The organism is Luteibacter sp. SVR4-7G (assembly GCF_056755555.1).
On sequence record NZ_JBPGXO010000003.1, the window covers coordinates 52,290 to 75,955 of the forward strand.

Consider the following 23,666-nt stretch of genomic DNA (forward strand, 5'->3'; position numbering starts at 1 on the left):
ATAGCGGAAAACGAATTCCGCCAGCCGCTCCCTACCGTGCGATGCCCATCTCGCGCAGGAACGCCAGTGAATCGGCCAGCACGCGCGCCGCCGCGGGCGAGCGCTCGGGCGAGGCCAGCACGTGCGCCGCATGGTCGTATGCCACCAGCCGGCGCCGCGACGGTGGAGTACCCAGGCAATCGAAGGCCTCGCGCATCGCCGTCACCGATGTCAGCGTGTCGCGGTCGCCCTCCCCGCCATCCCACAGGCCGAAGAACACCGGGCAGGCGATCGCGTGCAGCCGCTCCGGCCGCATCCACTCGAGGAACAGGCGCGCGATCGCCCGGTACCCGTCGGAGTGCACCACCGACGACCAGTAGCGGCGCTGGAAGGCAGAACGTTCGCCCGGCGGCACGACCGGCCCCTGCAACAGCAGCGCGGCGCGCAGCTGCTCGGGGTCGTGCACGCGGATGCCGGGCGACCACGCAACCACCGCCTCGATCGCGTCCGGCCGGCGCACGGCGAGGTCCAGGGCGAGCGAGGCTCCCATCGACGTCGACACGAGCACCACCCGTTCGCCAAGGCGCAGACCGACGTCGAGTGCCTCGTCGGCGTCGGCCCGCCAGCGTTCCGGCGTGACGCCCGCCATCGCATCGGGTCGTTCGCTGCCGTGGCCGGTGAGGCGATTGAGGAACAGGTGCGCGGAGCAGGCCTGGGCGATGGCCCGGTGTGCAGGATCGCCTTCGGCCTGGCTGGCGGTGAACCCATGCAGGTACACCACGGACTGCGCTCGCCGGGTGTGCGGCGTCTCCGCGAGGAAGACGATACGCGCTTCGTTGTCGGGCTTGAGCCCCGCCGTCGCGCGTTCCTGACCGTCAATCCGCGCGGCGAGTTCGTCGAGTTCCGTCACGCGCCGGCTACCGCGCGCAATTGCTCGCGCTGGACCGACACGAAACGGTGGACAGACCGGGCCAGTCCGTCGACCGCCACGACGGCCGAGCGCATGTCGCCGCCCGCTTCGATGATCACGGCAATGTCGTCGCACGCCCTGTCGCCGCCCGGAACGCCGAGATTGCCCAGCACGTTGCGCAGGGCGTGCACCGCTTCCGTCGCCGCGGCCACGTCCTGCGAGAGGATCGCCCCGCGCAGGCCCTCCAGGTGGTTCGCCGCCGTCCGCGCGCAGAGTTCGACGAACTCCGAGAACTCCTCGAGGCTGCTAAGCGCGCGCATGTCTTCCAGCGGACTTGAGCCGTCGCGCTCTGCCGCGGGCTCGACAGCGGGCTGCCAGAGCCGTGCCACGCTTTCAAGACGACGCTCCTCGACCACGGCCTCGATGACGTCGAGCATGCGCTGCGCCGCGATCGGCTTGGTGAGGTAGGCCCTGGCACCCGCCTTGAAGGCGATGCGCACGGCGTCATGGCTCGAATCCGCGCTGAGCATGATGATCGGCGGCACGCTGCCCGAACGGCGTGCCGTGTCGATGCGGCCCAGCACGTCCCAACCGGAACTGCCCGGCATGTGCAGGTCCATGAAGATCAGGTCGAACGACTCGGTCGCGAGGCGTGCCAGCGCTTCGTCGCCACTTTCGCTGAACACGATGACATGCCCGGCACGATCGAGGATGCGGCCCACGATCTCGCGATTTGCCGCGTTGTCGTCGACGACGAGGCAGCGCTGCGCGGGAACGCGTGCCCGATGGTCGTCGAGCAACTCCGTGAGTGGCACCTCGGACGCGCTGCGCGCACCGGGCGCCGCGCGAGGCAGCGGGAAGCGCCATCGGAATACCGCGCCACCCTTGGGGTTGTCGGCGACCTCCATGCTGCCACGCATCTGTTCGGACACGTTGCGCACGACGTAGAGGCCGAGCCCCACGCCTTCCTGCCGCCGGCTTTCCCCCCCGCTGAGCTGGTGGAACGGATCGAAGATGCGCTGCTTGTCCGCATCGGCGATGCCGATCCCGGTGTCGGTCACGGTGCAGACGATGGTCGGCTCGCGGCCACCGATGCCTTCGATCAGCTCCACGCGCACGTCCACCGAGCCTCCGGGCGGGGTGAACTTCAGCGCATTCGAGGCGAGGTTGGACAATACCTGCTCGATGCGTCCCGGGTCCCCGATGAAGATGCCCTCCACCGAAGCGTCGCGCGCAAGGTTGAACACGATCCGCTTCTCGGCGGCGAAGGGGCGGCAGACCGCACCGACGGTGGCCAGCACTTCGTCGAAGGCGAAGGCCTGATGGCGCAGATTGAAGCTGCCGCCGGCGAACGAGGCGACGTCCAGCACCGCGTTCACGCGATGCAGCAACGCGTTGGCGTTCGCGGAAAGCAACGCGACCAGGCCACGCTGGTCCTCGCCCATCACCGAGGTATCGATCAGCGAAGCGGCGTGGATCACCGTGCTGAGCGGCGTGCGCATCTCGTGGCTCATCATCGAAATGAAACGATGCTGGGCTTCGCGTGATGCGATCGCCTCGGCCGATACCTCGCGCAGCGCTTCCATCATCCGGTACAGGGTCATCGGCAGCACGACGACCAGGCCCAGCGCGTAGAGCGCATAGGCGGGGCGGGCGACCCAATAACCGTCGGGAGGCACGATGGCGAGGATGAGCACGGACGCGGCCACGCCCGCGGCGAAGGCACGGCGGCTGTAACGCACGCCAAGGGCCACGGAGAGGAAGGGCAGCACCGCCGTGAGCGTGACCACCAGCATGAAGGCGGCCTTCAGCAGGATGGCGACCATCACGAAGTTGGCGGCGCTGCCGATCGCGTCGACGGCCGCGTTCTGACGCAGCGGCCTGATCCGCACGCAGAGCATCCATACGACGCTGAGGACGAACAGGCCGAGCGCGACGGGGACGACACGCTGCGCGTCGGCCGCCATGCGGGCCGGACCGTGCAGCCAGGCCGCGGTCCAGACCACGATGAGCCCGAGCAGGATGGCTCGCAATGGGGCCACCCGGTACTCGCGAAAGCCGACCACGATGCGATCGATGCGGGGATTGCGCAGCCGCGCGGCGACTTCGCCGAGCGTCACCGGTTCGGCGCGCCTTCCGCTGCCGTCATCGATCTTCATTTACTGCCTGGTCCGGCTTCCCCATTAGCGGCCTAGTCTATTAACTCTGCCGCCCGTGGCAACCCCAGGCCCGGGCCTATGTGCGGGTGGGGCGTGGCGCGGGCTTTCTGGCCGAGGTTTTCTTGGCCGAGGTTTTCTTGGCCGGGGTCTTCCTGGCGGCGGTCTTTTTCGCGGCAGCCTGCTTTGTCGTGGTCTTCCTCGCCGGAGCCCGCTTTCGCGGCGGCGGCGCCAGTTCGACCCAGGTCGGCGCGTGGTCGCTCGCCTTGGGCCGGTCGCGAACCCACCGGTCGACGTTGGCATCCTTCAGCCGGCCCGCTAGGACGGGGGCCAGCAGCAGGTGATCGATGCGCAGGCCCCGGTCACGGGGCCAGTGCTGGCGGAAATAGTCCCAGAACGTGTAGATCCGCTCGTCCGGATGGCACTCGCGCAGCGCGTCGGTCCAGCCTTGGGCAAGCAGGCGCGCATAGGCTTCCCGGCTCTCGGGTTGCAGCAAGGCATCGCGCCGCCAGTGTTTCGGGTCGTAGATGTCTTCGTCGGTAGGCACCACGTTGTAGTCGCCGGCGAGGACGACCGGTTGCCCCGAATCGAGCAAACCCTGCGCATGGCGCAGGAGGCGCTCGAACCACGCGAGCTTGTAGTCGAACTTGGGGCCGGGCCAGGGATTGCCGTTGGGCAGGTAGATGCAGCCGACCAGGATGCCGTGCGCCATCGCCTCGAGGTAGCGGCTCTGCGTGTCCTTGGCATCGCCCGGCAGCCCGCGGCGGCTCTCTACAGGATCGACGCCCTTGGCCAGGATCGCGACGCCGTTCCACGAGGCCTGGCCCGCCCATAGCGCGCCGTATCCCGCATCGTTGATGGCATCGATCGGAAATCCCTGGTCGATCGCCTTCAGCTCCTGAAGGCACGCGATGTCGGGCGCCTCGCGCTCCAGCCATTCGAGCAGGTTCGGCAATCGCGAGCGGACACCATTGACGTTGTAGGTGGCAATTTTCATCGCGCGACTCTCCGGCAGCGCGGGTGGAGACACGGTGATGGACGTCCATATGGTTGGCACGACATTTGCCTCGATCCAAAAAGGTCGCCACGGGCGTCGTTGACATGGTCGGAGCAACAATTTTTTGCGGTCCTGCCTGGTGCCGAAAATGCACGTTTTCGGCAAGCGTCAGCGGCGCCGACAATATTCATAAATACATATGGTTACTGCGTTTTTTGCTGCATAGCAGCAGTACATGCGTTTGAATCGCAGGGACGGCAATCGGACGTGCATGCCGCTGGACAACCCCTGCTGCCTGCTGTAAATCTTCGATTCATTCCATTTGGATCGAGGCAAATGGATAGCAAGCGACGGAGCGCGGGAGGGGTCTTCGAGGGCTCCGCGTCGTAGTGCCGGGCAGGGGCGCCCGCGCCGCGCTTCCCGCGTGATCGTCATATCTGGGGCATCACTTTTTTTTCGGGGAAAGCATGAAGAAGCAGTTTCTCTCTCGCAGGAGCGCACTTGCACTGGCGGTCTGTACCTGCCTGAGCGGCGTTTCGAGCGTCTATGCACAGTCCACCACCGGCGCCATCAATGGCTCGGCGCCCGTGGCGGGAAATGAAACGGTAGTGATCGAGAGCGGCAACGGCTTCCGCCGCGAGGTGCAGGTCGACGAACGCGGCCGCTATGCCGTCTCCCAATTGCCCCTGGGCACCTACTCGGTGACCCTCATGCGCGACGGCGCCGTCGTCGACTCCCGCAAGAACGTCTCCCTGCGCGTCGGCGCGAGCACCGACGTGTCGTTCAACGCCGCGCCGGCAACCTCGGCGAACGCCGAGAGCCTGGAAGGCGTGACCGTGACCGGCACCGCGCTGCCCAGCATCGACGTGACCGCGGTCGACTCGCGCACCGTCATCACCTCCGAACAGCTCGCCAAGATCCCGCTCGGCCGCTCCGCCGAAGACATCGCGCGCCTTGCGCCGGGTGTCGTGAATAACGGCGGCGGCTTCACCAGCGATACCGGCCGCTCGGTCGCCAGCTTCGGCGGTGCCGCGGCGAACGAGAACGCATACTACGTCAACGGCTTCAACACCACCGACCCGCTCAACGCGCTTGGCGGCCTGCAGCTTCCCTACGGTGCGATCGACCAGCAGGAGGTCTACACCGGCGGTTACAGCGCGCAGTACGGGCGCTCCGACGGCGGCGTGATCAACCAGGTCGGCAAGCGCGGTTCGAACCAGTGGCACTTCGGTGCTCAGGTCCTGTGGGAGCCGGCATGGGCGCGCGCCTCGGGTCCGAACCTGCACTACGCGAACACCCCGGAATCCGCTCCGGCCGGCGACCTGTACCAGCCGAAGAGCCAGAACGACGAGTGGACCACCACGGTCAGCGCGTATGCCAGCGGCCCGCTCATCAAGGACAAGCTGTTCTTCTTCCTGGCCGGCGAATTCGAGAAGCAGGGTCTGCGCGAAGTCAACAGCGTGGGCAGCAACACGCCCGCCGACACGAAGACTTACCGCAATCCGCGCTGGTACGGCAAGGTCGACTGGAACATCAACGACAGCAACATCCTCGAGCTGACCAGCGCCGGCGACAAGCGGGAAGGCTCGGGCACCCGCTACAGCTACGACTACGCGAACCTCTCGCGCACCGCACGCATCGGCGACCTCAACGACACTAAGCAAGGTGGCGACCTGTGGGTGGCGAAGTACACGGGCTACATCACGGACAACCTCACCGTGAGCGCCATGTACGGCAAGATGTCGAGCAAGAACTACGATCAGGCGGCCGATTACGACCCGGACCTCGTCCGCGTCGACAATTCTGCGCGCCAGAACCCGGCGCTGAACGGCGGCCATCCGATCCAGAACAACCAGGTGGCGGACATCAGCTCGCCGGGCCGTGGCAACAAGTCGACAAACCTGCGCTTCGACGTCGCCTACGTGCTCGGCGATCACACGATCTCGGTCGGTATCGACAACGTACGTTCTCGCGTCGAAGATTTCGGGACGCAAAGCCCGGGTCCAGGGTATGTGTGGAGCTACGGTATCCAGAAGGACCCGAACGAGGCCATCGACGGCACGCCTGGCCGCAACTTCGTGCCCGCCCCTGCCCTGTTCCCGAACGGTGCCGGCGGTTATTGGGTCAGCAAGAACGTGGTCAATAACCTGGTTAACGTGCGCTCGGACCAGAAAGCCCAGTACATCGAGGACAAGTGGCAGATCAACGACCGCGTGCTGCTGTCCATCGGCCTGCGCAACGACCAGTTCACCGACTACAACCAGTTCGGCCAGCCGTTCATCGAACAGACGCGTCCGCAGTGGGCGCCCCGCCTCGGCGCATCGTGGGACGTGAACGGTGACGGCAGCTTCAAGGTCTATGCCAACGCCGGCCGCTACTACCTCGGCCTGCCGCTCAATCCGGCCACGGGTGCGGCTGCCGGTTACACCGCCACGCAGCAGTATTTCACCTACTCGGGCATCGATCCGGTAACCGGCAATCCGACGGGTCTCACCCAGTTCAGCGGCGTGGTCTCGGGCAACAACTCGTATGGCATCCCGCCCGACCCACGCACCGTGGCCGCGAAGGACCTCAAGTCCGAGAACCAGGACGAATTCATCCTGGGCTTCGACAAGACCTTCAACGAGAACTGGACCTACGGCGTCAAGCTGACCCAGCGCAAGCTCAACGCAGTCATCGACGACTTCTGCGATCTTGGCGTGGTCACGGACAAGGCCGCGGCCCTCGGCTACACGGTGGGCTCGACGAATAGCTGCTACCTCGTCAACGGCGGCCACTCGAACAAGTTCACGCTCATCGATTCCGCGGGCAATCCGTTCGTCGTGCCGCTCAGCCGCGAAGAAATGGGCATGCCGAAGACGAAGCGCCGGTACCTCAGCGCCGAGTTCTACGCCGAGCACCAGTTCGACGGCACCTGGTACGGCAAGTTCGACTACGTGTGGTCGCACTCTTACGGCAACACCGAAGGGCAGGCCCGTACCGATACGCGCCAGTCCGGTGCCGCCGGCAGCGTGGATTGGGACAACCACTGGGTAATGGATTACGCCAACGGCCCGCTCGGCAATGACCACACCCATGTGTTCAAAGCCTATGGCTACTGGCAGTTCGCGCCCGAGTGGCAGCTGTCCGGCAACCTGCAGGCAATCTCCGGCGCGCCCGAAGTCTGCCTCGGCTATTGGGGCCCGGATCAGGAAGACCCCGCTCACTACAACAGCTCCTACCACTGGTGCGACGGGCAGCCTTCGCCCCCGGGCGACAAGGGCCGCTTGCCGTGGACGTTCCAGCTGGACCTCGGCCTGACCTACCGGCCGGACTGGGCCGGCTCGAAGCTGGCGTTCTCCGCGAACGTCTTCAACGTGCTCAACCAGCAGCGTCCGACGTTCCGTTACCCGACCGAGTGGGAGTCGCGTGGTACGCCGCATCCGATCTACCGCGTCCCGCTGTACACCCAGGACCCGCGCTACGCCCGCCTGGCAGTCAGCTACGACTTCTAAGGTGCATTAAACCAAGCAAGATCCCTGTGTGACACTTGCGCCCCTCCACGGGAACCGGCTCCTCCCCAGCCGTTTCCCGTGGACCGGGCGCTCTTTTTTTTAGCGCGCCTCGCCCGAGGCGGCCACGACCTTCTCGATATAGCCGAGCACCTCGGCCAGGGGGAGGTCGAAAACGCCTGCATCGCCGTTGTCGTTTGCCTGGCGCCAGACGCCATAGCCATCGCGCCAGCTTTCCTCGGCATCGGCCTCGCCGTCGACCTTGAGAAGGCTCGCGTCAAGGCTGGCGCGGGAGACCGCGGCGTGGTGCATGGCCGGTTGCAGGCCGCCCGGGAGCCGGTGGTTGCGCAGTTTCACGCCCAGGATGGAGACGTGGAAGACCTGGCCGTCCTCCGGCTCGATATCGATCCGCCGGATGGCCACGCGCGACGCTTCCTCGCCCGGGCGCGTTCGATACGTCCAGGACTGGCCCACGGCGTAGTCGGGCTTGCTCACCGGGTTTCTCCTCTTCTTCCAGACGGGTCCCGCATCTTAGCAGCGGGGCCTCGGGCGCCCCGTTCCCGGATGCCTTAAACTTGCAGGTCTCCGGCGCGCACCCACGGTGCGGCGCACTCCGTATTCGAGGTACAAGCAGATCATGGTGGCATTGGCGACCGAGCACGTCATCGACGTGCACCACTGGAACGATAGCCTGTTCAGTTTCCGCACCACGCGCGACCCGGGTTTCCGGTTCGAAAGCGGGCATTTCGTGATGATCGGCCTGGAGGTCGACGGCCGGCCGCTGATGCGCGCCTATTCGATCGCCAGCGCGCACTACGAAGAACACCTGGAGTTCTTCAGCATCAAGGTGCAAGACGGCCCGCTCACCTCGCGGCTGCAACACCTGAAGCCGGGCGATCCCATCATCGTCAGCCGCAAGCCCACGGGGACCTTGGTCCTCAACGACCTGAAGCCCGGCAAGCGCCTGTACCTGCTGGGCACCGGCACCGGGCTCGCCCCGTTCCTGTCGATCATCCGCGATCCGGACACCTACGAGCGCTTCGACAAGGTGGTGCTGGCGCACGGCGTGCGCCACGTGAACGACCTGGCCTACTCGGATTACATCGAGAAGGAGTTGCCCCAGCACGAATACCTCGGCGCTCTCATCCGGGAGAAGCTGATCTACTACCCGACCGTCACCCGGGAACCGTTCCGCAATCGCGGCCGCATCACCGATGCGATCGCCGACGGCGAGCTGGCCCGGACCATCGGTCTTCCGCAATTGAATCCCGCCGAGGATCGCGTGATGCTCTGCGGCAGCCCCTCCATGCTTGACGACATCTGCGTGCTGCTCGACGGAGAAGGCTTCCAGGCCTCGCCGCGCACACGCGAGCCGGGCGATTACGTCATCGAGCGCGCTTTCGTCGAGAAGTGATCGGTTAATCATATTTCCAGGTCCTGCCGAAGAGGCCTCCATCGGCGCGCCCAAAAAAGAGATGTTTTCGTCCCTTCCGATCAGATCGACATCTTTATCTGCAGGACGCGTCACAGAATGTACTGCCAATCATTTGTTATGTTCGGGTGGCCTTGGTCTCGGGGGAGGCGCTAATTCCGCTCCAGAAGCGGTTCCAACTAGCGTGAACGAGGATTTCTCATGGCGGGTAAATTGAATGGAAAATGGCTGTGTGGCGCCATAGTGGCGGTGACTCTGGCAGGGCTGTCGGGACAAGCCATGGCAGGGCGTGCGTTTCAAATTACTGATTATTTCTATGGTGACGAGTCGCACCAGGGCCCTATTTTGGGCGAGACAACCTATTTTTGCCGGGCTGGGAGTCAGGCCACCGGCCAATCGACTCCTTACGTTGTATCTGTACAGGTTTCATGTACCGGAGATGCTCCCGACGCCAATCCCCAAGACGCACTTCCCACTTGGTTTCATAACTGCACCTTAGTCGACCCTATTTATCAGGTTTTCTCCTGCTCTTAGGAAAACGCAAAGAATAAGGACAGCGACCGCTGTCGCCGTTGATGTTGCGGATAGGGTGCCCTCGAAGTAATGAGGGCATTTTAGTTGAGGTCATCATTACGCCACTGCGAGTTTTCGTATCCAAAGGTCAGCGCCTGATCCTGCCCTGCCCCTCGTTGTCCCAATAGCCGAAGATGCGGCGGGCGACGAACTTGTACAGACGCTTCCCGGTGGCACGCCAGAGACGCGAATGCGCGGCGGGCCGGGCAAGCATGGCGCGCTGCCTCGTGGAGAGACCCTCGGGCACGTAGGTGCGCTTGTGTTTCAGCAGGTGACGAAGGTCCTCCCGCGCCAACAGGCGGAACAGCGCGCCGCGGCGACCACGGGTCCAGGCGATCTGGAAGTCCACGAGGCCCGGCGTGCCGTCCTCGCGGACCAGCCAGTTCGGCTCCTTCGCGAGATCGTTGTGCACGATGCCGTGGCGATGCAGCACGGCCAGCAGGCGCAGCGCGGCACGGTAGTACCCCGGGTCCACCGGCTTGCCGAGCTGCATCGGCCGGCCCGCCATGTAGCTGCGCTCCAGCACGCGTCCGTTCCATGCAAGCAGCCTCGGGACGCCATCCACGCCCTCCAGCCGCGCGAGCGCGCGGGCTTCGCGTGCAGCGGCACGGCGCGCGAACCCGCGCGCCCACCAGCGCGCCGCGCCGATATCCCGCCGGATCAGTGAGACGCCATCGCGCTGGACATGCTCGATACGACCGAGTTCGTCGGCCTTGAGCAGGGTGATGGATTCCGTCGTCGCGTTCGGCACGCTCTTCCTTCATTACGTTGACACGCTCTCCGCCTTCCGGCAGCTACGCTAAGATGCGAGCTTCGCAGGGAGAGAACGCACGATGCTGTCGCGACGTATTCTGTCGCTGGCCTTTGCCGCGGCTGGCTTTACCGCCTGCCACGACGCCGACCGGACGCAGGGAGGGGACACGCCGCCCGCGCGGGCCGGTGTCGACAAGCATACCCAATCGGCGCGCGAAGGCCTTTACACGATGGAGTTGAAGCTGCCCGAGCTCCCCCCGTCGGCTCCGGGCCTGCGCCAGACCATCGACGGATACGTCGAGGCGCAGAAGCGCGCTTTCCTCGCCAGCCTGGATACCCCGGCCGCCCGCGCGCGGGCGCGGGAACTGCCCTGGGACCTCAACCTCGACATCGCCGTCGCCTCGCGCACCGACCGCTTCGTGAACGTGCAGGTCGACGGCTCCGCATTCACCGGGGGTGCGCATCCCGCGCCGATCATCGACAGTTTCACCTACGACCTCCAAGAGAAACAGGTGGTGGACATCGACGAGTTGTTCGCCGATCCGCGGGCTGCCGAGAACGCTTTCGCCACCGAAGCGCGCCGCCAGTTGCTCACGGCACTCGACGACCAGGACGAGCCCCTGGCCTCGAACAGCGAACAGATCGAGGACGGCACCGCGCCCGGCAAGGGCCGTTACCGTGTCTTCAGCCTGCTCACCGGCCCGGACAACAAGGTGCACGGCCTCACCTTCATCTTTCCGCCCTACCAGGTGGCGTCCTATGCCGCGGGTCCGCAGGCGGTCGACGTACCGAGCGAGGCTTTCGCCGCCTACCTCAAACCCGAATACCGCGAGGCCTTCCGCTGATGGAACTGTTCCTCTACCTGCTCGCCGCCGCGCTCATCGCAGGCGGCGTGGCAGGCGCCATCCTGCCCATCCTGCCCGGCATTCCGATGATCTTCGGTGGCATCTGGCTGGCCGCGGCCGTGGACCAGTATCGCCATCTGGGATGGGGCTGGCTCGTGGCGATCGGCATCGTCGGCGCCATCGGCATCGCCCTGGACTTCGTCTCGGCGTCGCTCGGCGCGAAGAAGATCGGCGCCAGCCCGCGCGCACTCTGGGGCGCCGGCATCGGCACGGTTGCCGGCATGTTCTTCGGTATCCCCGGCCTGATCATCGGGCCATTCGCCGGCGCGATGGCCGGCGAGCTCTGGTCCGGCACGAGCGTGCTGCGCTCCGCCCACGTCGGCGTGGGCACGTGGGTGGGCATGCTGGTCGGCATCCTGGCCAAGGTAGTGATCTCGTTCCTGATGATCGGAATGGCGGGCCTGGCCCTGCTTTTCAGCTGATCGGCCATCAGTCACCTTGGCGCGCCCCGTCCCTGCCGCTAGTCTCGGCTGATTGCCACGGGGAGATACACATGTTCCGACGACTCACGCTTGCGGCCGTCACACTGGCAGCCGGCTGCCTGCACGCCGAACCCGCCACCCAGCCGGCCTGGATCGCCCGCAGCAATGCGGACGCCCAGCCCCTGCTCGACGTCACCGCCCGCTTCAGCCCCGAATCCGCCACCGATATCGGCCTCAAGGGCTTCGACGAAAAGACCGTCGACCTGGGCCCGGACGTGGACAAGCGCCAGCGCGCCGCCCTCGTCCAGGTGCGCGAGACGGTGAACAAGCGCCTGGCCGAAGAAAAGGATCCGAACGTGAAGCAGGATCTTCAGATCCTGCTCAAACAGATCGACGGCAGCATCAAGGGCATCGACCTCAACACCAAGTACCTCCTGCCGTGGTTCGATGCGGGGCAGATCGTCTTCAGCGGCGAATTCTCGCTGCTCAATGCCGAGAGCAAGCCCGAGCAGAACAAGGCCGCCCTGGGCCGCCTGAAGTGCTATGTGGGCATGGCACCGGGCTGCACGCCGCTGGTGGAGCAGGCCAAGGCCCGCACCACCGAGAAACTCGGCGACAAGTCGCTGCTCGGGCCGGTGAAAGCCGACGTCGAACAAAAGCTGGGCAATACGCAGCGCTACGTCGACGGCATCCGCAAGCTCTTCGCGGAAAAGAAGATCGCGGGCTCCGACGAAGCGATGGCGAAGCTCGACCAGCAGCTCAAGGACTACAACGCCTGGGTGAGGAAGGTCGTGCTGCCACGCGCGCGCACGGATTTCCGCCTGCCCGAGCCGCTCTACGCGTACAACCTCGAGCAGGTGGGCCTCGACATCTCGCCACGCGACCTCATCGACCGCGCGCAGCTGGAGTTCATGGAAACCACCTATGCGATGCAGATGCTCGCGCCCGTGGTTGCCAAGGCCGAAGGCCTGCCGAACGGCGATTATCGCGACGTGCTCAAGGCGCTGAAGAAGAAACAGCTCGCGAAGGACAAGGTGGAGCCGGCGTACCACGCGGTGATCGCCAAGATCGAGGACATCATCCGCACGCAGCGCATCGTGGAGCTGCCCAAGCGCGAGATGGCGATGCGCCTTGCCTCGGAAGCCGAGAACGCGCGCACGCCGGCACCGCACATGGATCCTCCGCCCTTCATCGGCAACACCGGTCAACGCGGCACCTTCGTCCTGACCACGGGCAATCCGCCCGCCGACGGCGACAAGACCCAGACGTACGACGACTTCACCTTCGAAGCCGCCGCCTGGACGCTCACCGCCCATGAAGGCCGCCCGGGCCACGAGTTGCAGTTCGCCGCGATGGTGGAACAGGGGGTCTCGCTCACGCGCAGCCTGTTCGCCTTCAACAGCGTGAACGTGGAAGGGTGGGCACTCTATGCCGAAGCGGAAATGCTGCCGTACGAGCCGCCTGCGGGGCAGTTCATCGCGTTGCAGTTCCGCCTGCTGCGCGCCGCCCGCGCCTTCCTCGATCCTATGCTCAACCTCGGCATGGTGACGCGCGACCGCGCGCACGACATCCTCGTGCACGACGTAGGTCTCTCGGAACCGATGGCGCGCCAGGAACTGGACCGCTACACCCTGAACTCGCCGGGGCAGGCCACCGCCTACTTCTACGGGTACACGCGCATCCTGCAACTGCGTGCGGAAACGCAGACGCGGCTCGGCGACAAGTTCGATCGCAAGGCGTTCAACGATTTCCTGATCGCCCAGGGCCTGCTGCCGCCGGACCTGCTGGCGGAGGCCGTGCGCACGCGCTTCATTCCGGCGCAGGAAAAGAAATAACCGTAGAGGTGTAGGAGCGCGCCTTGCGCGCGACAGCCTTTCGCCTCCGTCCTCAAAGCTGGCGCGCCAGTTTTGGAACAGCGGCGAAAGGCTGTCGCGCGCGGTGCGCGCTCCTACATTCGGGCTTTAGGGGGCGCCAGGAATGACGTACAGCAGCACCGCCAGGTAGTGCAGCACGCTGCCGGCGAGGACGAAGAAGTGCCAGATCGCGTGGTGGTATGGCAGTTTCCGCGCCATATAGAAGGGCACGCCGGCCGTATAGGCCACGCCGCCGCCGAAGAGCAGCAGGAGGCCACCGGTGGACAGGTTATTGCGCAGGGGCTCGATGGCGACGACCGCCACCCAGCCCATCGCCACGTAGATGGCCACGGCGAGCTTGCGGTAGCGCTTGAGCAGGCCGAGTTCCGCGGCGCTGCCCAGGATCGCCAGCGTCCAGATAGTCGCGAACAGCCCCCATCCCCAGGCGCCCGGCAGGACCAGCAGGGTGAACGGCGTATAGGTGCCGGCGATCAGCAGGAAGATGGCGATGTGGTCCAGCGTGCGCAGGATGCGCTTGGGCATCTCGCCGGGAATCGAGTGGTAGAGCGTCGACGCGGTGTAGAGCAGGATCAGCGCCGTGCCGAACACGGAACTGGCCACTACCGCGCGGGCGCCGCCGTACATGGCCGAAAACGCCACGAGCACGGCCAGTCCGGCGATGCTGAGCACCAGCCCGATGCCGTGGATCACGCTGCTGGCGACTTCCTCGCCGAGGGGATAGCGGGGCTGCGTGCCGTCGAGGACCATGGGGCGCTCCTGGGGAGGGGACTCGGTCGTCGAGGGTAGCCTATGACGGGCGATCCGCCCATTGACCGCGCCATCCCCGCCGTTGTTCCATGGGGACATGCTCCTTGAACTGCTCGTGCACATCGGCCGTCTTCCGCCCCAGGGTGCGGGACTCCGCGCCGCGCTGGCCATGGCCACGCGCCTGGGTGCGCGGCTCGATGCGCTGCACGTGGTCGACCTTCCGGCCGCCGCCTATACCGTGCCCGAAGCCGTGCCCATGCAACTCGACGCCGTCCGCCAGCGGGCCACCGACGCGAAGGCGGTCGCGGGCGACTGGGCCACCCTGCTCGCTTCGCGCCACCTCGAAGGCAATTGGCGCGTCGGCAACGGCGACACGGTGTCGCTGCTCGCACATGCCTCCGCCGGTTACGACCTCATCGTGATGGAGCGTTCCTCGACGATGCGCGGCGACGCGCCGGTCGGTTTCGGCGTGGTATCGCGCACCGTATTCGCCTCGAGCCGCGGCGTGCTCGTCGTGCCCGAGGCCGCGCCCGTGGAAACGCTGGGCGAACACGTGCTGGTAGCCTGGAGCGGCAGCCGCGAATCCGCCCTCGCGGTGCGCTCCTCGTTGCCGCTTTTGCGGAAGGCCAGCCGAGTCACCGTGATCGACGGCAGCCGCGACGAGGACGTCGGCACCTGTGCCCTGCCCGACACCGACATCTGCGGCTGGCTGGACTCGCATGGCGTCAAGGCGGAGGTTCGCCGCCTCGACGAAAAAGCCTTCGCCGCGCCCGGTCCCGCCCTGCTCGACACGGCGCACGCCGAAGGCGCCGACCTGATCGTCATGGGCGCATGGGGCCGCTCGCGCCTTTCCGAAATGGTACTCGGCGGAACCACGCGGTTCCTCTTCATGCAGTCCGACGTGCCGATGCTTGTCGCGCATTAACGCCGCTCCATTGCAACGTCCGGTTGACCCGGCCTAATCTGGTCCCGGACGCGAACACGATCCCCGCCGGTCCCCACCGGCCGTGTTCCCGACCGCGCATCACCTTCCCCCACGTTGCAGGAGGTGGCTCATGTCGTTCGTTCGTCCGCAGTCCGCCGCCGGAGTCCATCCGGATACCGTCCGTATCGTCGCCATGAGCGCGGCGATCGCCCTCAATGCCGCCGCGCTCATCGCCGTCATGCGACCGATGGTCGCCACGTTATCGCTGTCCTCGCCCGCGGCCCCGGCCATCCGCCTGATCGATCATCCGGCGGAGCCGAAGGCGATCCCGCCGCCGCCCATCGACCTCAAACCGTTACCTGTCCGGAGGCCGCAACCGGCCCGGAGCGTAAAACCCGTCGAGGTTCCGCCGCCCGCCGTGCAGGCGGCGCCGACGGACGAAGGTTCGGCACCGATCACCCCGTCACTGCCTGTCGATGTCGCACCGCCCGTCGCTGCCGCCACGCCGGTAGAGGCGCACCTGGCCTACGTCTCGGCACCGGCGCCCGCGTATCCGCGCACGGCGATCGCCGCCCACATGGAAGGAACGGTGACGCTCCGCGTGCTGGTGGACGAAACAGGGAAGCCGCTCGACGTGATCGTCGAAAGCAGCAGCGGCCATGCCGTTCTCGACAAGGCCGCGCGCGAACAGGTGCTGTCGAAGTGGCGATTCCAGCCGGCGACGGCCGGTGGACAGCCGGTACGCGCGTGGGCACGCATCCCGCTCACCTTCGATCTGAGGAAAATCTAGCGCGACACCCCGTCCTTGTGGAAAGCGCGCTGGCGCGAACCGGAGCCTGAGGCACCCCGCTCCCGCGCCAGCGCGCTTCCTGCCGCCTCAGCGTGGCATCACCACGACGTCCGGCTTGCGCGTCGCCCGGGCGATGGCCCAGACGATCAGGGCCAACAGGCCCACTGGCAGCAGGACGGGCAGCAAGGCCAGCGCGATCACGGGAGCCGCCGCCAGCATCACCACGCCGCCGATCACGGCGCCGAGGATGGTGGCGACGAGGCTGAACATCCCGCCGATGATGCCGAAGACCAGCTTCAGCAGCGTGCCGACGACGGCGAAGACGAGCCAGAAGCCGACGGCGAGGACGACGAGCGAGGTGAGGAAGATCATGACGGGACTCTCCGTGGTCGGGACGACCGCCCCGGGGGTGGCGGTCGCAGCTTCGATGCCCCGGTCCGTGAAAGGGTTTAAGCACTTTTGGAAAGGCCGGGGTTACGACCCTTTAACGACCCGCGTGGTCCACTCCCCGCCAGTTGATTCCAGGGCCCGCCCTCCATGGGTAAGCGTTTTTCCATCATCAGGACCTTGCGGGACATCGCGTTCGACCTGTCGGACGTGGCGCATCCGGACCTCGCCTCCATGGGGCGGGAGATCGGCAGCGTCCTGCACGGCCGCAGCGCAGAGCTTGCCTCCACGCTCGGGCCGCTGCGCGAGCGGCGGCGCGGCTTCGAGCGCTGGATCCTGGCCGAGCGCGCGCGGCCGCCGGTGAGCGTATTGATCCTCGCCTGGCCGCCCGGCTATGCCACTCCCGTGCACGACCATGGCGGCCTCTGGGGCCTCGAGGCCACCCTGTCCGGTGCGCTCGAAGTCGAATCGTTCGACAAGGACGAGGGCGGCCAGTCGCTGCGCAGCACAGGCCGCACTTGGCTCGGCCCGGGCGATGCCACCTGGTTCGAAGCCACCGACACCCATGCCCACCGCTGCCGCAATTTGTCGCGGCATGACACGGCGCTCACACTTCACGTGTACGGTGGCGATCTGGCACAGTACCTCGCGTATGAGCAGCCCGGTCCCTCCGGACACTGGATCGCACGACCGAGGCAATCGATCATCGCGGGACGCCTGACGGCCTGACGGTCTCACGGCCCTCCACCCCACCCAACGGGCGAAGGACCAACGCATGTTTCATAAAGTCGCCATCATCGGCGGTGGCGCGGCAGCGGCGACGCTGGCAAGCGAGTTGCTGGAGCGGCGCACGCAGCACCCGCTCCACCTCGACTGGTACACGGGCGGTCCGGGAGCCGGCCGCGGCGTGGCCTACGGCACGCCTTCCCACCGGCACCTGCTCAACGTGCGCGCCGCGTCGATGGGCATGTTCGTCAGCAAGCCCGGCGGCTTCCTCGAGTACGCGCAGTCGCTGGATCCTTCCGTGAAGGGCTCCGATTTCCTGCCTCGGCGCATGTACGGCGATTTCCTGCAGTCGCGCGTGGAACAGGCGGTGAAGAACGCCGGATCGTTCGGCCACGACGTCAACGTCGTCCCGTTCGCGGCGGAGTCCGTCATGCCGTCCGACGACGGCATCGTCATCGGCTATGGCGACGAATCGTCGCGCGCGGATGCGGCGGTGCTCGCGATCGGCTCGTTGCCGCCGCGCCCCCTGGCCGGCGTGGAGGACGCGGCGATCGCCAGCGGCCGGTACGTCACCGATCCATGGCCCTTCCTCGCCTCCGCGGAGTCCGACGATCGTCCGCTGCGCGTGCTGATCATCGGACTCGGCCTCACCGCCGTCGACGTCCTGCTGGAACTGTCGGCGCGCTGGCCCAACGCGCATTTCGATGCGCTGTCGCGCCACGGCAAGCTGCCGGAACCGCACCTGGCCAACGCTTCCGCCCCGCGCGACGACGGTGGCGACCTGATCGAGTCGATGCGCGACGACCCCAACCTGCGGGTCTGGATGCGGCGGCTGCGCGATGCCACCGGGCTGGCCGAGGACTGGCGCACGATCGTCGACGGCATGCGGCCGCATACGCAATCGTTGTGGCGCGACCTGCCGGCGCGCGAGCGCGCGCGCTTCCTCCGTCATGCCCGCTGGGCATGGGAACGGGCACGCCACCGCATGCCTCCCCAGGTAGCCGCCCAGGTGGCACAGCTCGAAGCGCAGGGCCGCTTTACCCGGGCGCGCGGACGGATGAGGTCGGTGCACCTCTCGCTCGAAGGCTCGCTCGACGTCGTGCATGCCTTGCCCGCGGCACCCGACTCGACCGACGCCTACGACGTCGTGATCCAGACGGTGGGCCTCAACACCGATACCCAGCGCACCGAGCACCGCCTGGTTCGCCAGCTGGTAATCGACGGCCTGGTGACGCCCGACCCGCTCGGCCTCGGCTTCGCCGCGTTGCCGGACGGTCACCTGCTCGACGGACACGGCCGGCCGCGATCGAACATGTTCGCCATCGGCAGCCTGCTGCGTGGGGCGCTATGGGAATCCACCGCGATACCCGAGATCCGGAAGCAGGCCCAGGGCGTGGCGGATATGCTGCTGGCGGAAGAAAGCCGGCGGGCGGTGGCGAGGTAAGTTCCATGGAGACCGGGCTCGCATGATCGCCAGCCTGGTCGCCGCCGGGGCGCTCTGCCTGCATGTCGCGGGCGTCTTCGCGGCCATGCACGCGGTGATGCACACCCGCACGGCGCAGGGGGCCTTTGCCTGGGTGCTCGGACTCGTCCTGCTCCCGTACTTCACGCTCGTGCCCTACCTTTTCCTTGGCGCCAGCCACTTCGGCGGCTACGTGGACCTGCATCGCCAGCGCCAGGCGCGCTTCTTCATGCTCCACGAGGAAGCGCTGCACCGCGGGAGGCTCGGCCTGCTGGCGCATTCCCGTCCGGTGCAGGATCCGCGCTACGACGCGATCGGGAGGATGCTGCAGACGGCCATGCACGGCGGAAACGCGCTGCTCCTCCACGTCGACGGCGAAGCCGCCTTCAACGCCATGTTCGCCGCCATCGCCCGGGCAGAGCGCTACGTGCTCGTGCAGTTCTTCATCATCCACGACGACGTGCTCGGCCGGCGCCTGCGCGATGCCTTGCTCGAACGCGCCGCAGCCGGCGCGGAGGTCTGCCTGCTCTACGACAGCATCGGCAGCCATTCGCTCGACGATGCCTACGTGGACCTGCTGCGGGCCGGCGGCGTGCTCGTCCGCCGTTTCGCCACGCGGCGCTGGCAGAACCGCTTCCAGCTCAATTTCCGCAATCACCGCAAGGTGCTGGTAGTGGACGGCGTGCGCGGCTTCGTCGGCGGGCTTAACGCCGGCGACGAATACCTCGGGAAGAAGCCACCGCTGGCGCCGTGGCGGGATACGCACATGGAGATCGAAGGCCCCGCGGTGGCCGACCTGCAACGCGTTTTCGCGGAAGACTGGTACTGGGTCACCGGCGAGCGGCCGCCTTCGTTGCCTCCACCCGAGCGATGCGGGCGTGCCGCGACGATGATCGTCGCCACCGGCCCCGCCGACCGCCAGGAAAGCTGCTCCCTCTTCTTCACCCAGGCCATCCAGGCGGCGACGAAGCGCGTATGGATTACCACGCCTTACTTCGTTCCCGACCAGGCCGTTTTCGGCGCCTTGCGGCTGGCCGTGTTCCGCGGCGTGGACGTGCGCATCCTCATCCCCTGCCGTCCGGACCACCGTACCGTATTCATGGCTTCCACGCTGTATGCACACGAAGCCGCCTCCGCCGGCATCCGCATGTTCCGTTATCAGCAGGGATTCCTGCACCAGAAGGTGATGCTGATCGACGACGACACCGCGGTGGTGGGCAGCATGAACCTCGACAACCGCAGCTTCCGCCTCAACTTCGAGATCGCCGCGCTGAACGTGGACGAGGCCTTTGCCTCCGCCGTGGAAGCCATGCTGCTGGACGACTTCGCCAACAGCGACGAAGTGAATCCGAACGATTACCGCCGGCTCTCCTATTTCCGCCGGGTGGCCCTGCACGTCGCCCGTCTTTTCGACCCCATCCTGTAGAAGGATTTCCCACGATGCTCCGTGCCCTTGCCGCCCTCGCCATCGTCCTTACCGGTGCCGCCTCTGCCGATCCCGCGCGCTTCGTCGAGCGCAGTGTCGACGTCCACGGAAAGACCTACCGCTACCAGGTCTTCGTTCCGGCGGACGCGGCGACGAAGCACCCGGCCGTGGTGCTGTTCCTGCACGGAAGCGGTGAACGCGGCAGCGACAACCAGAAGCAGATGACCCAGGGCCTTCCGCCCTGGCTGAAGCAGCACATGGATTTTCCCGCCGTGGTCGTGATCCCGCAGGCGCCCGACGACACCGAGTGGACCGATCCGGCGGATGCCGACCTGGCCATGGCGGCACTGGAAAAGAGCGTCAAGGAATTCGACGGCGACCGCCGGCGTCTCTATCTCACCGGGCTGTCCATGGGCGGCTATGGCTCATGGCAGCTCGCCGTGGATCATACGAATACTTTCGCGGCCGCCGCGATCATCTGCGGCGGGGTCACCTCGGACGACGACGACCGCGCCCGGTTGTACGTCCATGGCGTCCCGAAGGGCGACGACCCGTTCGCGCGGGTGGCGGAAAAGATCGGCAACCTGCCGGTCTGGATATTCCACGGCGGCGACGACAATGTCGTACCCACCGAGCAGTCGCGCAAGATGAACGCCGAACTCGTCAAACGCGGGAAGGAAGTGAAATACACCGAGTTTCCCGGCGTGGGGCACGGCTCCTGGGAAAAGGCCTATGCCACGCCCGGCCTATGGGACTGGATGTTCAGCCACAAGCGGTAAGCGAATCCTTCAAGGATTGCGCAGGCCGGCGAAGAGTTTCTTCAACCCGCCGGAAAACATCGCCCAGCCGATGCACACGCCGGCCAGCGCTCCCACGAACTCGAAGAAGACCCGGAGGCCGATGGCGTCCGGGTCGTGCACGGCGGCGAGCTTCACCCTGAGCAGGGTCAGCGACTGCAACGGTGCCATGTTGAAGTAGAACAGGTCCCACAGGTCCTGGCCCGCCGACAGCGCCACGGCGAGTACATAGGCGATCGCCAGTTCCTTGCCGTGGCTCCAGCCGCTGCCCTTGCCGAAGGCACGCAGCAGTCCATACACGACGATGCCCACGAGCAGGGCGATGGCGCCTGTTTCAAGGGCGCCAACGATGCCGTAGCCCATCCAGCTGCGATCGTATGGCATGCGAAAACTCTTAAAGGACCGGATGCGCATTATGCCCGTGCCGCGGCCACTCCGGGAGCCGGGACAGGCGAGCCTCCGCGGCCACGACAAGCCCTTTCAATCAACGGCGGTGCAAGTTCGGCAAAGTCGTTGGGCCCTTCACGCACGATGGAAGTGTGCGCGTGTCGACCTACGAGCTTTCTCATACAACGCCGGCCCATTACACCGCGGCTGCTGAACATTGGCGAAAGCGCCATTCGCGCATTCGCGATGCGGCCGTTTTAGCGAAACAAAGTCACTATGATGCTCCGGTTGCACGCATGGTATGACGTGCTGCATCGCAACCTGTTTAATCAAAAACGAAATAGCAAAAAACATAATCACCGTCTTCAGGGAGAAGATCATGCGCATTCCATCCATCAAGCGCCCCCTCGCTGCAGCTGCGCTCGCCTTCCTCGCATCCGGCGCAAGCATCGTCCATGCTGACGACGCGGCAGGCAGCAAATACCTCTTCGGCGACTGGAACGGCGAACGTACCCGGCTCGCCGACAAGGGCATCACCTTCGACTTCGGCTACGGCTTCGAAGCCGCGCACAACTACTCCGGCGGCGACCGGCAGATCACGCGCTATACCGACCAGTGGAAGTTCGGCACCGCTCTCGATCTCGAGAAGCTGTGGGGATGGCATGGCGCGACGTTCAAGCTGATCATCACCGACCGCAACGGCCGCGACATCGGCGCCGACGCGAACATCGGCAACAACCAGCTGATCCAGGAAGTGTACGGCCGCGGTCAGACCTGGCACCTGACGATGCTGCAGCTGGAACAGAAGTTCTTCGACGACAGGCTTACCTGGAAGATCGGCCGCATGCCGGTCGGCGAGGACATCAACAACTTCTCGTGCGACTTCATGAACCTGAGTTTCTGCGGCGCGCAGCCGGGCAACGTCGTCGGCGACTACTGGGTCAACTGGCCCACCAGCCTCTGGGCCACGGTGCTCAAGCTGAACACGACGAGCGACACCTTCGTGCAGATCGCCGCCTACCAGGTGAACCCGAAGTACGTCGACGATTCGTACGCGCGGCACCATGGCCTCGAGCCGGACTTCCCGAGCGGCACCACCGGTGCGCTCATTCCGCTGGAGTTCGGCTGGAAGCCGACGATCAACGGCCTGCCCGGCTCCTATCGCGCAGGCGTCTGGTACAACACCTCGAAGGGTGACGACCTCTACCTCAACGAAGACCGCCAGCCGCTTGCGACAGCCGGCGGGGAACCGTTGCAGCGCAGCTCGCGCAAGGGCGCATGGATCACGTTCCAGCAGCAGGTGACGGGCGAAGCCGGCGGCAGGGGCGCCACGGTGTTCCTGAACGTCACCTCCGCCGACCACGCAACGTCGCCCACCAACAACCAGATCGCGCTGGGCATGGAATACAAGGGAATCTTCGGCCGTCCGAACGATTTCGTCGGTGCGGCCATCGCCGGCACCCACGCGAACGGTTACGCCGCCAGGAACCAGCGCCTGTTCAACGCAACGCATCCGGGGCAGGAAGGCATCGTCAACGACGGGTACGAGAAAGTGGCCGAAGTCTTCTACAGCTGGTCGCCGATACCCTCGATCGCGATCCGCCCGAACCTCCAGTACATCAAGGATCCGGGCGGCAGCAAGCAGAACGACGACGCCTTCGTGCTGGGCCTGAAGACAAGCATCGCGTTCTGAGGCAGGTCCGTAGATCCCGGACGCGCTGTAGGAGCGCGCCTTGCGCGCGACAGCTTTTCGCGCCAGTCTTGGGCATTCACTGCCCGAGCGGCGCCGCGCCCCGGCGCGCTCCTACAGGATCCACGCATCATGATCGACCTGGTCGGCTTCGACGGCGACGACACCCTCTGGCGCAGCCAGGAGTTCTACGACCAGGCCCAGGAAGCATTCGAAGCCATCCTGGGCCGGTACGTGGATCTCGGTAGCCAGGGCCTCCGCGAAGCCCTCCTCGCGACTGAACGCGGCAACATCGCCCTGTTCGGTTACGGCGCGAAAGGCATGGCATTGTCGATGATCGAATCGGCCATCGGCTTGACCGAAGGCCGCATCGAGGCCCGCGACATCCACCGCATCGTCCTTCTCTGCAAGGAGGTGCTCGCCCACCCCGTCGAACTGCTTCCCGGCATCCGCGAGGCGGTGGCCGCCGTCGCCGCCTCGCACCGCGTGGTACTGATCACCAAGGGCGACCTGTTCCACCAGGAATACAAGGTGGCGCGCAGCGGGCTGGCCGACATCTTCCATCGCATCGAGATCGTTTCGGAGAAGGATCCCGCCGCCTACGCCAGGCTCTTCGCCGAATTCGGCGTGGCGCCGGAGCGCTTCGCCATGGTCGGCAACTCCTTGAAGTCGGACATCGTCCCGGTGGTGGAACTGGGCGGCTGGGGAGTGTATATGCCGTACCACAGCACCTGGGCGCACGAACTGGTCGGCGACTTCACGATGGGCGAGCGAGTGGTCGAGGTAGCCTCTGCCGAGGGCATCCCCGCGGCGATCGCGCGGATGCACGCCATCTGA

At 66.2% G+C, this 23,666-nt stretch carries 21 protein-coding genes; 13 read left to right on the plus strand and 8 right to left on the minus strand.

From position 1 onward, the window contains the following. Positions 1–31: 31 nt before the first annotated feature. The 3 genes from ACR9ZH_RS01935 to xth all read right to left on the minus strand — a co-directional run bounded on the left by ACR9ZH_RS01935 (position 32) and on the right by xth (position 4,042). Entirely contained in the window at positions 32–889 is an 858-nt protein-coding gene (locus ACR9ZH_RS01935) for an alpha/beta hydrolase (protein WP_481289077.1), read from the minus strand. Beyond that, positions 886–3,048: an ATP-binding protein gene (locus ACR9ZH_RS01940; protein ID WP_481289078.1), complete on the minus strand. Its 2,163-nt coding sequence runs from the start codon at positions 3,046–3,048 to the stop codon at positions 886–888. The genes ACR9ZH_RS01935 and ACR9ZH_RS01940 overlap by 4 nt, the downstream gene beginning before the upstream one ends. A gap of 76 nt (positions 3,049–3,124) precedes the next feature. Next, positions 3,125–4,042, minus strand: a complete 918-nt coding sequence (gene xth / locus ACR9ZH_RS01945; RefSeq protein WP_481289079.1) for an exodeoxyribonuclease III — start codon at positions 4,040–4,042, stop codon at positions 3,125–3,127. Positions 4,043–4,509: 467 nt separating this feature from the next. Here xth and ACR9ZH_RS01950 point away from each other — a divergent pair, with 467 nt between their 5' ends. Then, positions 4,510–7,536, plus strand: coding sequence for a TonB-dependent receptor (locus ACR9ZH_RS01950; RefSeq protein ID WP_481289080.1), 3,027 nt, complete (start codon positions 4,510–4,512; stop codon positions 7,534–7,536). A 99-nt stretch (positions 7,537–7,635) separates the two neighbouring features. Here the strand turns inward: ACR9ZH_RS01950 and ACR9ZH_RS01955 are convergent, their stop codons facing one another. Continuing rightward, the gene (locus ACR9ZH_RS01955) at positions 7,636–8,028 is read right to left on the minus strand and encodes a hypothetical protein (protein ID WP_481289081.1); all 393 of its coding nucleotides are present in this window, start codon (positions 8,026–8,028) and stop codon (positions 7,636–7,638) included. Between the two features lie 142 nt (positions 8,029–8,170). On the opposite strand from ACR9ZH_RS01955, the gene ACR9ZH_RS01960 reads away from it, so the two are divergent. Then, the gene (locus ACR9ZH_RS01960; protein WP_481289160.1) at positions 8,171–8,947 is read left to right on the plus strand and encodes a ferredoxin--NADP reductase; all 777 of its coding nucleotides are present in this window, start codon (positions 8,171–8,173) and stop codon (positions 8,945–8,947) included. 679 nt (positions 8,948–9,626) lie between these two features. Here the strand turns inward: ACR9ZH_RS01960 and ACR9ZH_RS01965 are convergent. Next, the gene (locus ACR9ZH_RS01965; protein WP_481289082.1) at positions 9,627–10,289 is read right to left on the minus strand and encodes an RIO1 family regulatory kinase/ATPase domain-containing protein; all 663 of its coding nucleotides are present in this window, start codon (positions 10,287–10,289) and stop codon (positions 9,627–9,629) included. Between the two features lie 82 nt (positions 10,290–10,371). Between ACR9ZH_RS01965 and ACR9ZH_RS01970 the strand changes: the two genes are divergently transcribed. From ACR9ZH_RS01970 to ACR9ZH_RS01980, 3 genes are all read left to right on the plus strand, one after another. Then, a complete protein-coding gene (locus ACR9ZH_RS01970) occupies positions 10,372–11,136 on the plus strand; it encodes a DUF3298 and DUF4163 domain-containing protein (RefSeq protein ID WP_481289083.1) in 765 nt (254 codons plus the stop codon). Beyond that, the gene (locus tag ACR9ZH_RS01975) at positions 11,136–11,618 is read left to right on the plus strand and encodes a DUF456 domain-containing protein (protein WP_481289084.1); all 483 of its coding nucleotides are present in this window, start codon (positions 11,136–11,138) and stop codon (positions 11,616–11,618) included. Before ACR9ZH_RS01970 ends, ACR9ZH_RS01975 begins: the two co-directional genes overlap by 1 nt. A 71-nt stretch (positions 11,619–11,689) precedes the next feature. Next, positions 11,690–13,453 (plus strand): DUF885 domain-containing protein, encoded by a 1,764-nt coding sequence (locus ACR9ZH_RS01980; RefSeq protein WP_481289085.1) that lies wholly within the window; start codon positions 11,690–11,692, stop codon positions 13,451–13,453. Positions 13,454–13,579: 126 nt separating this feature from the next. On the opposite strand, the gene trhA is transcribed toward ACR9ZH_RS01980, so the two are convergent. Further along, entirely contained in the window at positions 13,580–14,239 is a 660-nt protein-coding gene (gene trhA / locus ACR9ZH_RS01985) for a PAQR family membrane homeostasis protein TrhA (RefSeq protein ID WP_481289086.1), read from the minus strand. Positions 14,240–14,300: 61 nt separating this feature from the next. Between trhA and ACR9ZH_RS01990 the strand changes: the two genes are divergently transcribed. Then, entirely contained in the window at positions 14,301–15,164 is an 864-nt protein-coding gene (locus ACR9ZH_RS01990) for a universal stress protein (RefSeq protein WP_481289087.1), read from the plus strand. 130 nt (positions 15,165–15,294) lie between these two features. Continuing rightward, positions 15,295–15,954, plus strand: coding sequence for an energy transducer TonB (locus ACR9ZH_RS01995; protein WP_481289088.1), 660 nt, complete (start codon positions 15,295–15,297; stop codon positions 15,952–15,954). An 87-nt stretch (positions 15,955–16,041) separates the two neighbouring features. Here the strand turns inward: ACR9ZH_RS01995 and ACR9ZH_RS02000 are convergent, their stop codons facing one another. After that, on the minus strand, positions 16,042–16,326 hold the full coding sequence (locus tag ACR9ZH_RS02000) for a hypothetical protein (protein ID WP_481289089.1): 285 nt from the start codon (positions 16,324–16,326) through the stop codon (positions 16,042–16,044). 165 nt (positions 16,327–16,491) lie between these two features. On the opposite strand from ACR9ZH_RS02000, the gene ACR9ZH_RS02005 reads away from it, so the two are divergent. From ACR9ZH_RS02005 to ACR9ZH_RS02020, 4 genes are read left to right on the plus strand one after another with little or no spacing between them, the layout of a single operon-like run. Further along, a complete protein-coding gene (locus ACR9ZH_RS02005) occupies positions 16,492–17,070 on the plus strand; it encodes a cysteine dioxygenase (RefSeq protein ID WP_481289090.1) in 579 nt (192 codons plus the stop codon). A gap of 46 nt (positions 17,071–17,116) precedes the next feature. Continuing rightward, a complete protein-coding gene (locus ACR9ZH_RS02010; RefSeq protein ID WP_481289091.1) occupies positions 17,117–18,511 on the plus strand; it encodes an FAD/NAD(P)-binding protein in 1,395 nt (464 codons plus the stop codon). 22 nt (positions 18,512–18,533) lie between these two features. Next, complete coding sequence (gene cls / locus ACR9ZH_RS02015; RefSeq protein WP_481289092.1) at positions 18,534–19,955, plus strand: cardiolipin synthase; 1,422 nt, start codon at positions 18,534–18,536, stop codon at positions 19,953–19,955. A gap of 14 nt (positions 19,956–19,969) precedes the next feature. Further along, the gene (locus tag ACR9ZH_RS02020) at positions 19,970–20,734 is read left to right on the plus strand and encodes a carboxylesterase family protein (RefSeq protein ID WP_481289093.1); all 765 of its coding nucleotides are present in this window, start codon (positions 19,970–19,972) and stop codon (positions 20,732–20,734) included. Positions 20,735–20,743: 9 nt separating this feature from the next. Here ACR9ZH_RS02020 and ACR9ZH_RS02025 read toward each other — a convergent pair whose 3' ends face one another. Further along, entirely contained in the window at positions 20,744–21,136 is a 393-nt protein-coding gene (locus tag ACR9ZH_RS02025; protein ID WP_481289094.1) for a hypothetical protein, read from the minus strand. Between the two features lie 382 nt (positions 21,137–21,518). On the opposite strand from ACR9ZH_RS02025, the gene ACR9ZH_RS02030 reads away from it, so the two are divergent. Both ACR9ZH_RS02030 and ACR9ZH_RS02035 read left to right on the plus strand, forming a co-directional pair. Next, positions 21,519–22,832 (plus strand): carbohydrate porin, encoded by a 1,314-nt coding sequence (locus ACR9ZH_RS02030; protein ID WP_481289095.1) that lies wholly within the window; start codon positions 21,519–21,521, stop codon positions 22,830–22,832. Between the two features lie 129 nt (positions 22,833–22,961). Beyond that, on the plus strand, positions 22,962–23,666 hold the full coding sequence (locus ACR9ZH_RS02035; protein ID WP_481289096.1) for an HAD family hydrolase: 705 nt from the start codon (positions 22,962–22,964) through the stop codon (positions 23,664–23,666).

Excerpts from the sequence above, each read along its gene's own strand:
- ACR9ZH_RS02010 (WP_481289091.1), top strand. The coding sequence starts at position 17,117 with ATGTTTCATAAAGTCGCCATCATCGGCGGTGGCGCGGCAGCGGCGACG.
- ACR9ZH_RS01975 (WP_481289084.1), top strand. The coding sequence starts at position 11,136 with ATGGAACTGTTCCTCTACCTGCTCGCCGCCGCGCTCATCGCAGGCGGC.
- ACR9ZH_RS02030 (WP_481289095.1), top strand. The coding sequence starts at position 21,519 with ATGCGCATTCCATCCATCAAGCGCCCCCTCGCTGCAGCTGCGCTCGCC.
- ACR9ZH_RS02020 (WP_481289093.1), top strand. The coding sequence starts at position 19,970 with ATGCTCCGTGCCCTTGCCGCCCTCGCCATCGTCCTTACCGGTGCCGCC.
- xth (WP_481289079.1), bottom strand. The coding sequence starts at position 4,042 with ATGAAAATTGCCACCTACAACGTCAATGGTGTCCGCTCGCGATTGCCG.
- ACR9ZH_RS02035 (WP_481289096.1), top strand. The coding sequence starts at position 22,962 with ATGATCGACCTGGTCGGCTTCGACGGCGACGACACCCTCTGGCGCAGC.
- ACR9ZH_RS01960 (WP_481289160.1), top strand. The coding sequence starts at position 8,171 with ATGGTGGCATTGGCGACCGAGCACGTCATCGACGTGCACCACTGGAAC.
- ACR9ZH_RS02025 (WP_481289094.1), bottom strand. The coding sequence starts at position 21,136 with ATGCCATACGATCGCAGCTGGATGGGCTACGGCATCGTTGGCGCCCTT.
- ACR9ZH_RS02000 (WP_481289089.1), bottom strand. The coding sequence starts at position 16,326 with ATGATCTTCCTCACCTCGCTCGTCGTCCTCGCCGTCGGCTTCTGGCTC.
- ACR9ZH_RS01970 (WP_481289083.1), top strand. The coding sequence starts at position 10,372 with ATGCTGTCGCGACGTATTCTGTCGCTGGCCTTTGCCGCGGCTGGCTTT.
- ACR9ZH_RS01950 (WP_481289080.1), top strand. The coding sequence starts at position 4,510 with ATGAAGAAGCAGTTTCTCTCTCGCAGGAGCGCACTTGCACTGGCGGTC.
- ACR9ZH_RS01940 (WP_481289078.1), bottom strand. The coding sequence starts at position 3,048 with ATGAAGATCGATGACGGCAGCGGAAGGCGCGCCGAACCGGTGACGCTC.
- ACR9ZH_RS01995 (WP_481289088.1), top strand. The coding sequence starts at position 15,295 with ATGTCGTTCGTTCGTCCGCAGTCCGCCGCCGGAGTCCATCCGGATACC.
- ACR9ZH_RS01980 (WP_481289085.1), top strand. The coding sequence starts at position 11,690 with ATGTTCCGACGACTCACGCTTGCGGCCGTCACACTGGCAGCCGGCTGC.
- cls (WP_481289092.1), top strand. The coding sequence starts at position 18,534 with ATGATCGCCAGCCTGGTCGCCGCCGGGGCGCTCTGCCTGCATGTCGCG.
- trhA (WP_481289086.1), bottom strand. The coding sequence starts at position 14,239 with ATGGTCCTCGACGGCACGCAGCCCCGCTATCCCCTCGGCGAGGAAGTC.
- ACR9ZH_RS02005 (WP_481289090.1), top strand. The coding sequence starts at position 16,492 with ATGGGTAAGCGTTTTTCCATCATCAGGACCTTGCGGGACATCGCGTTC.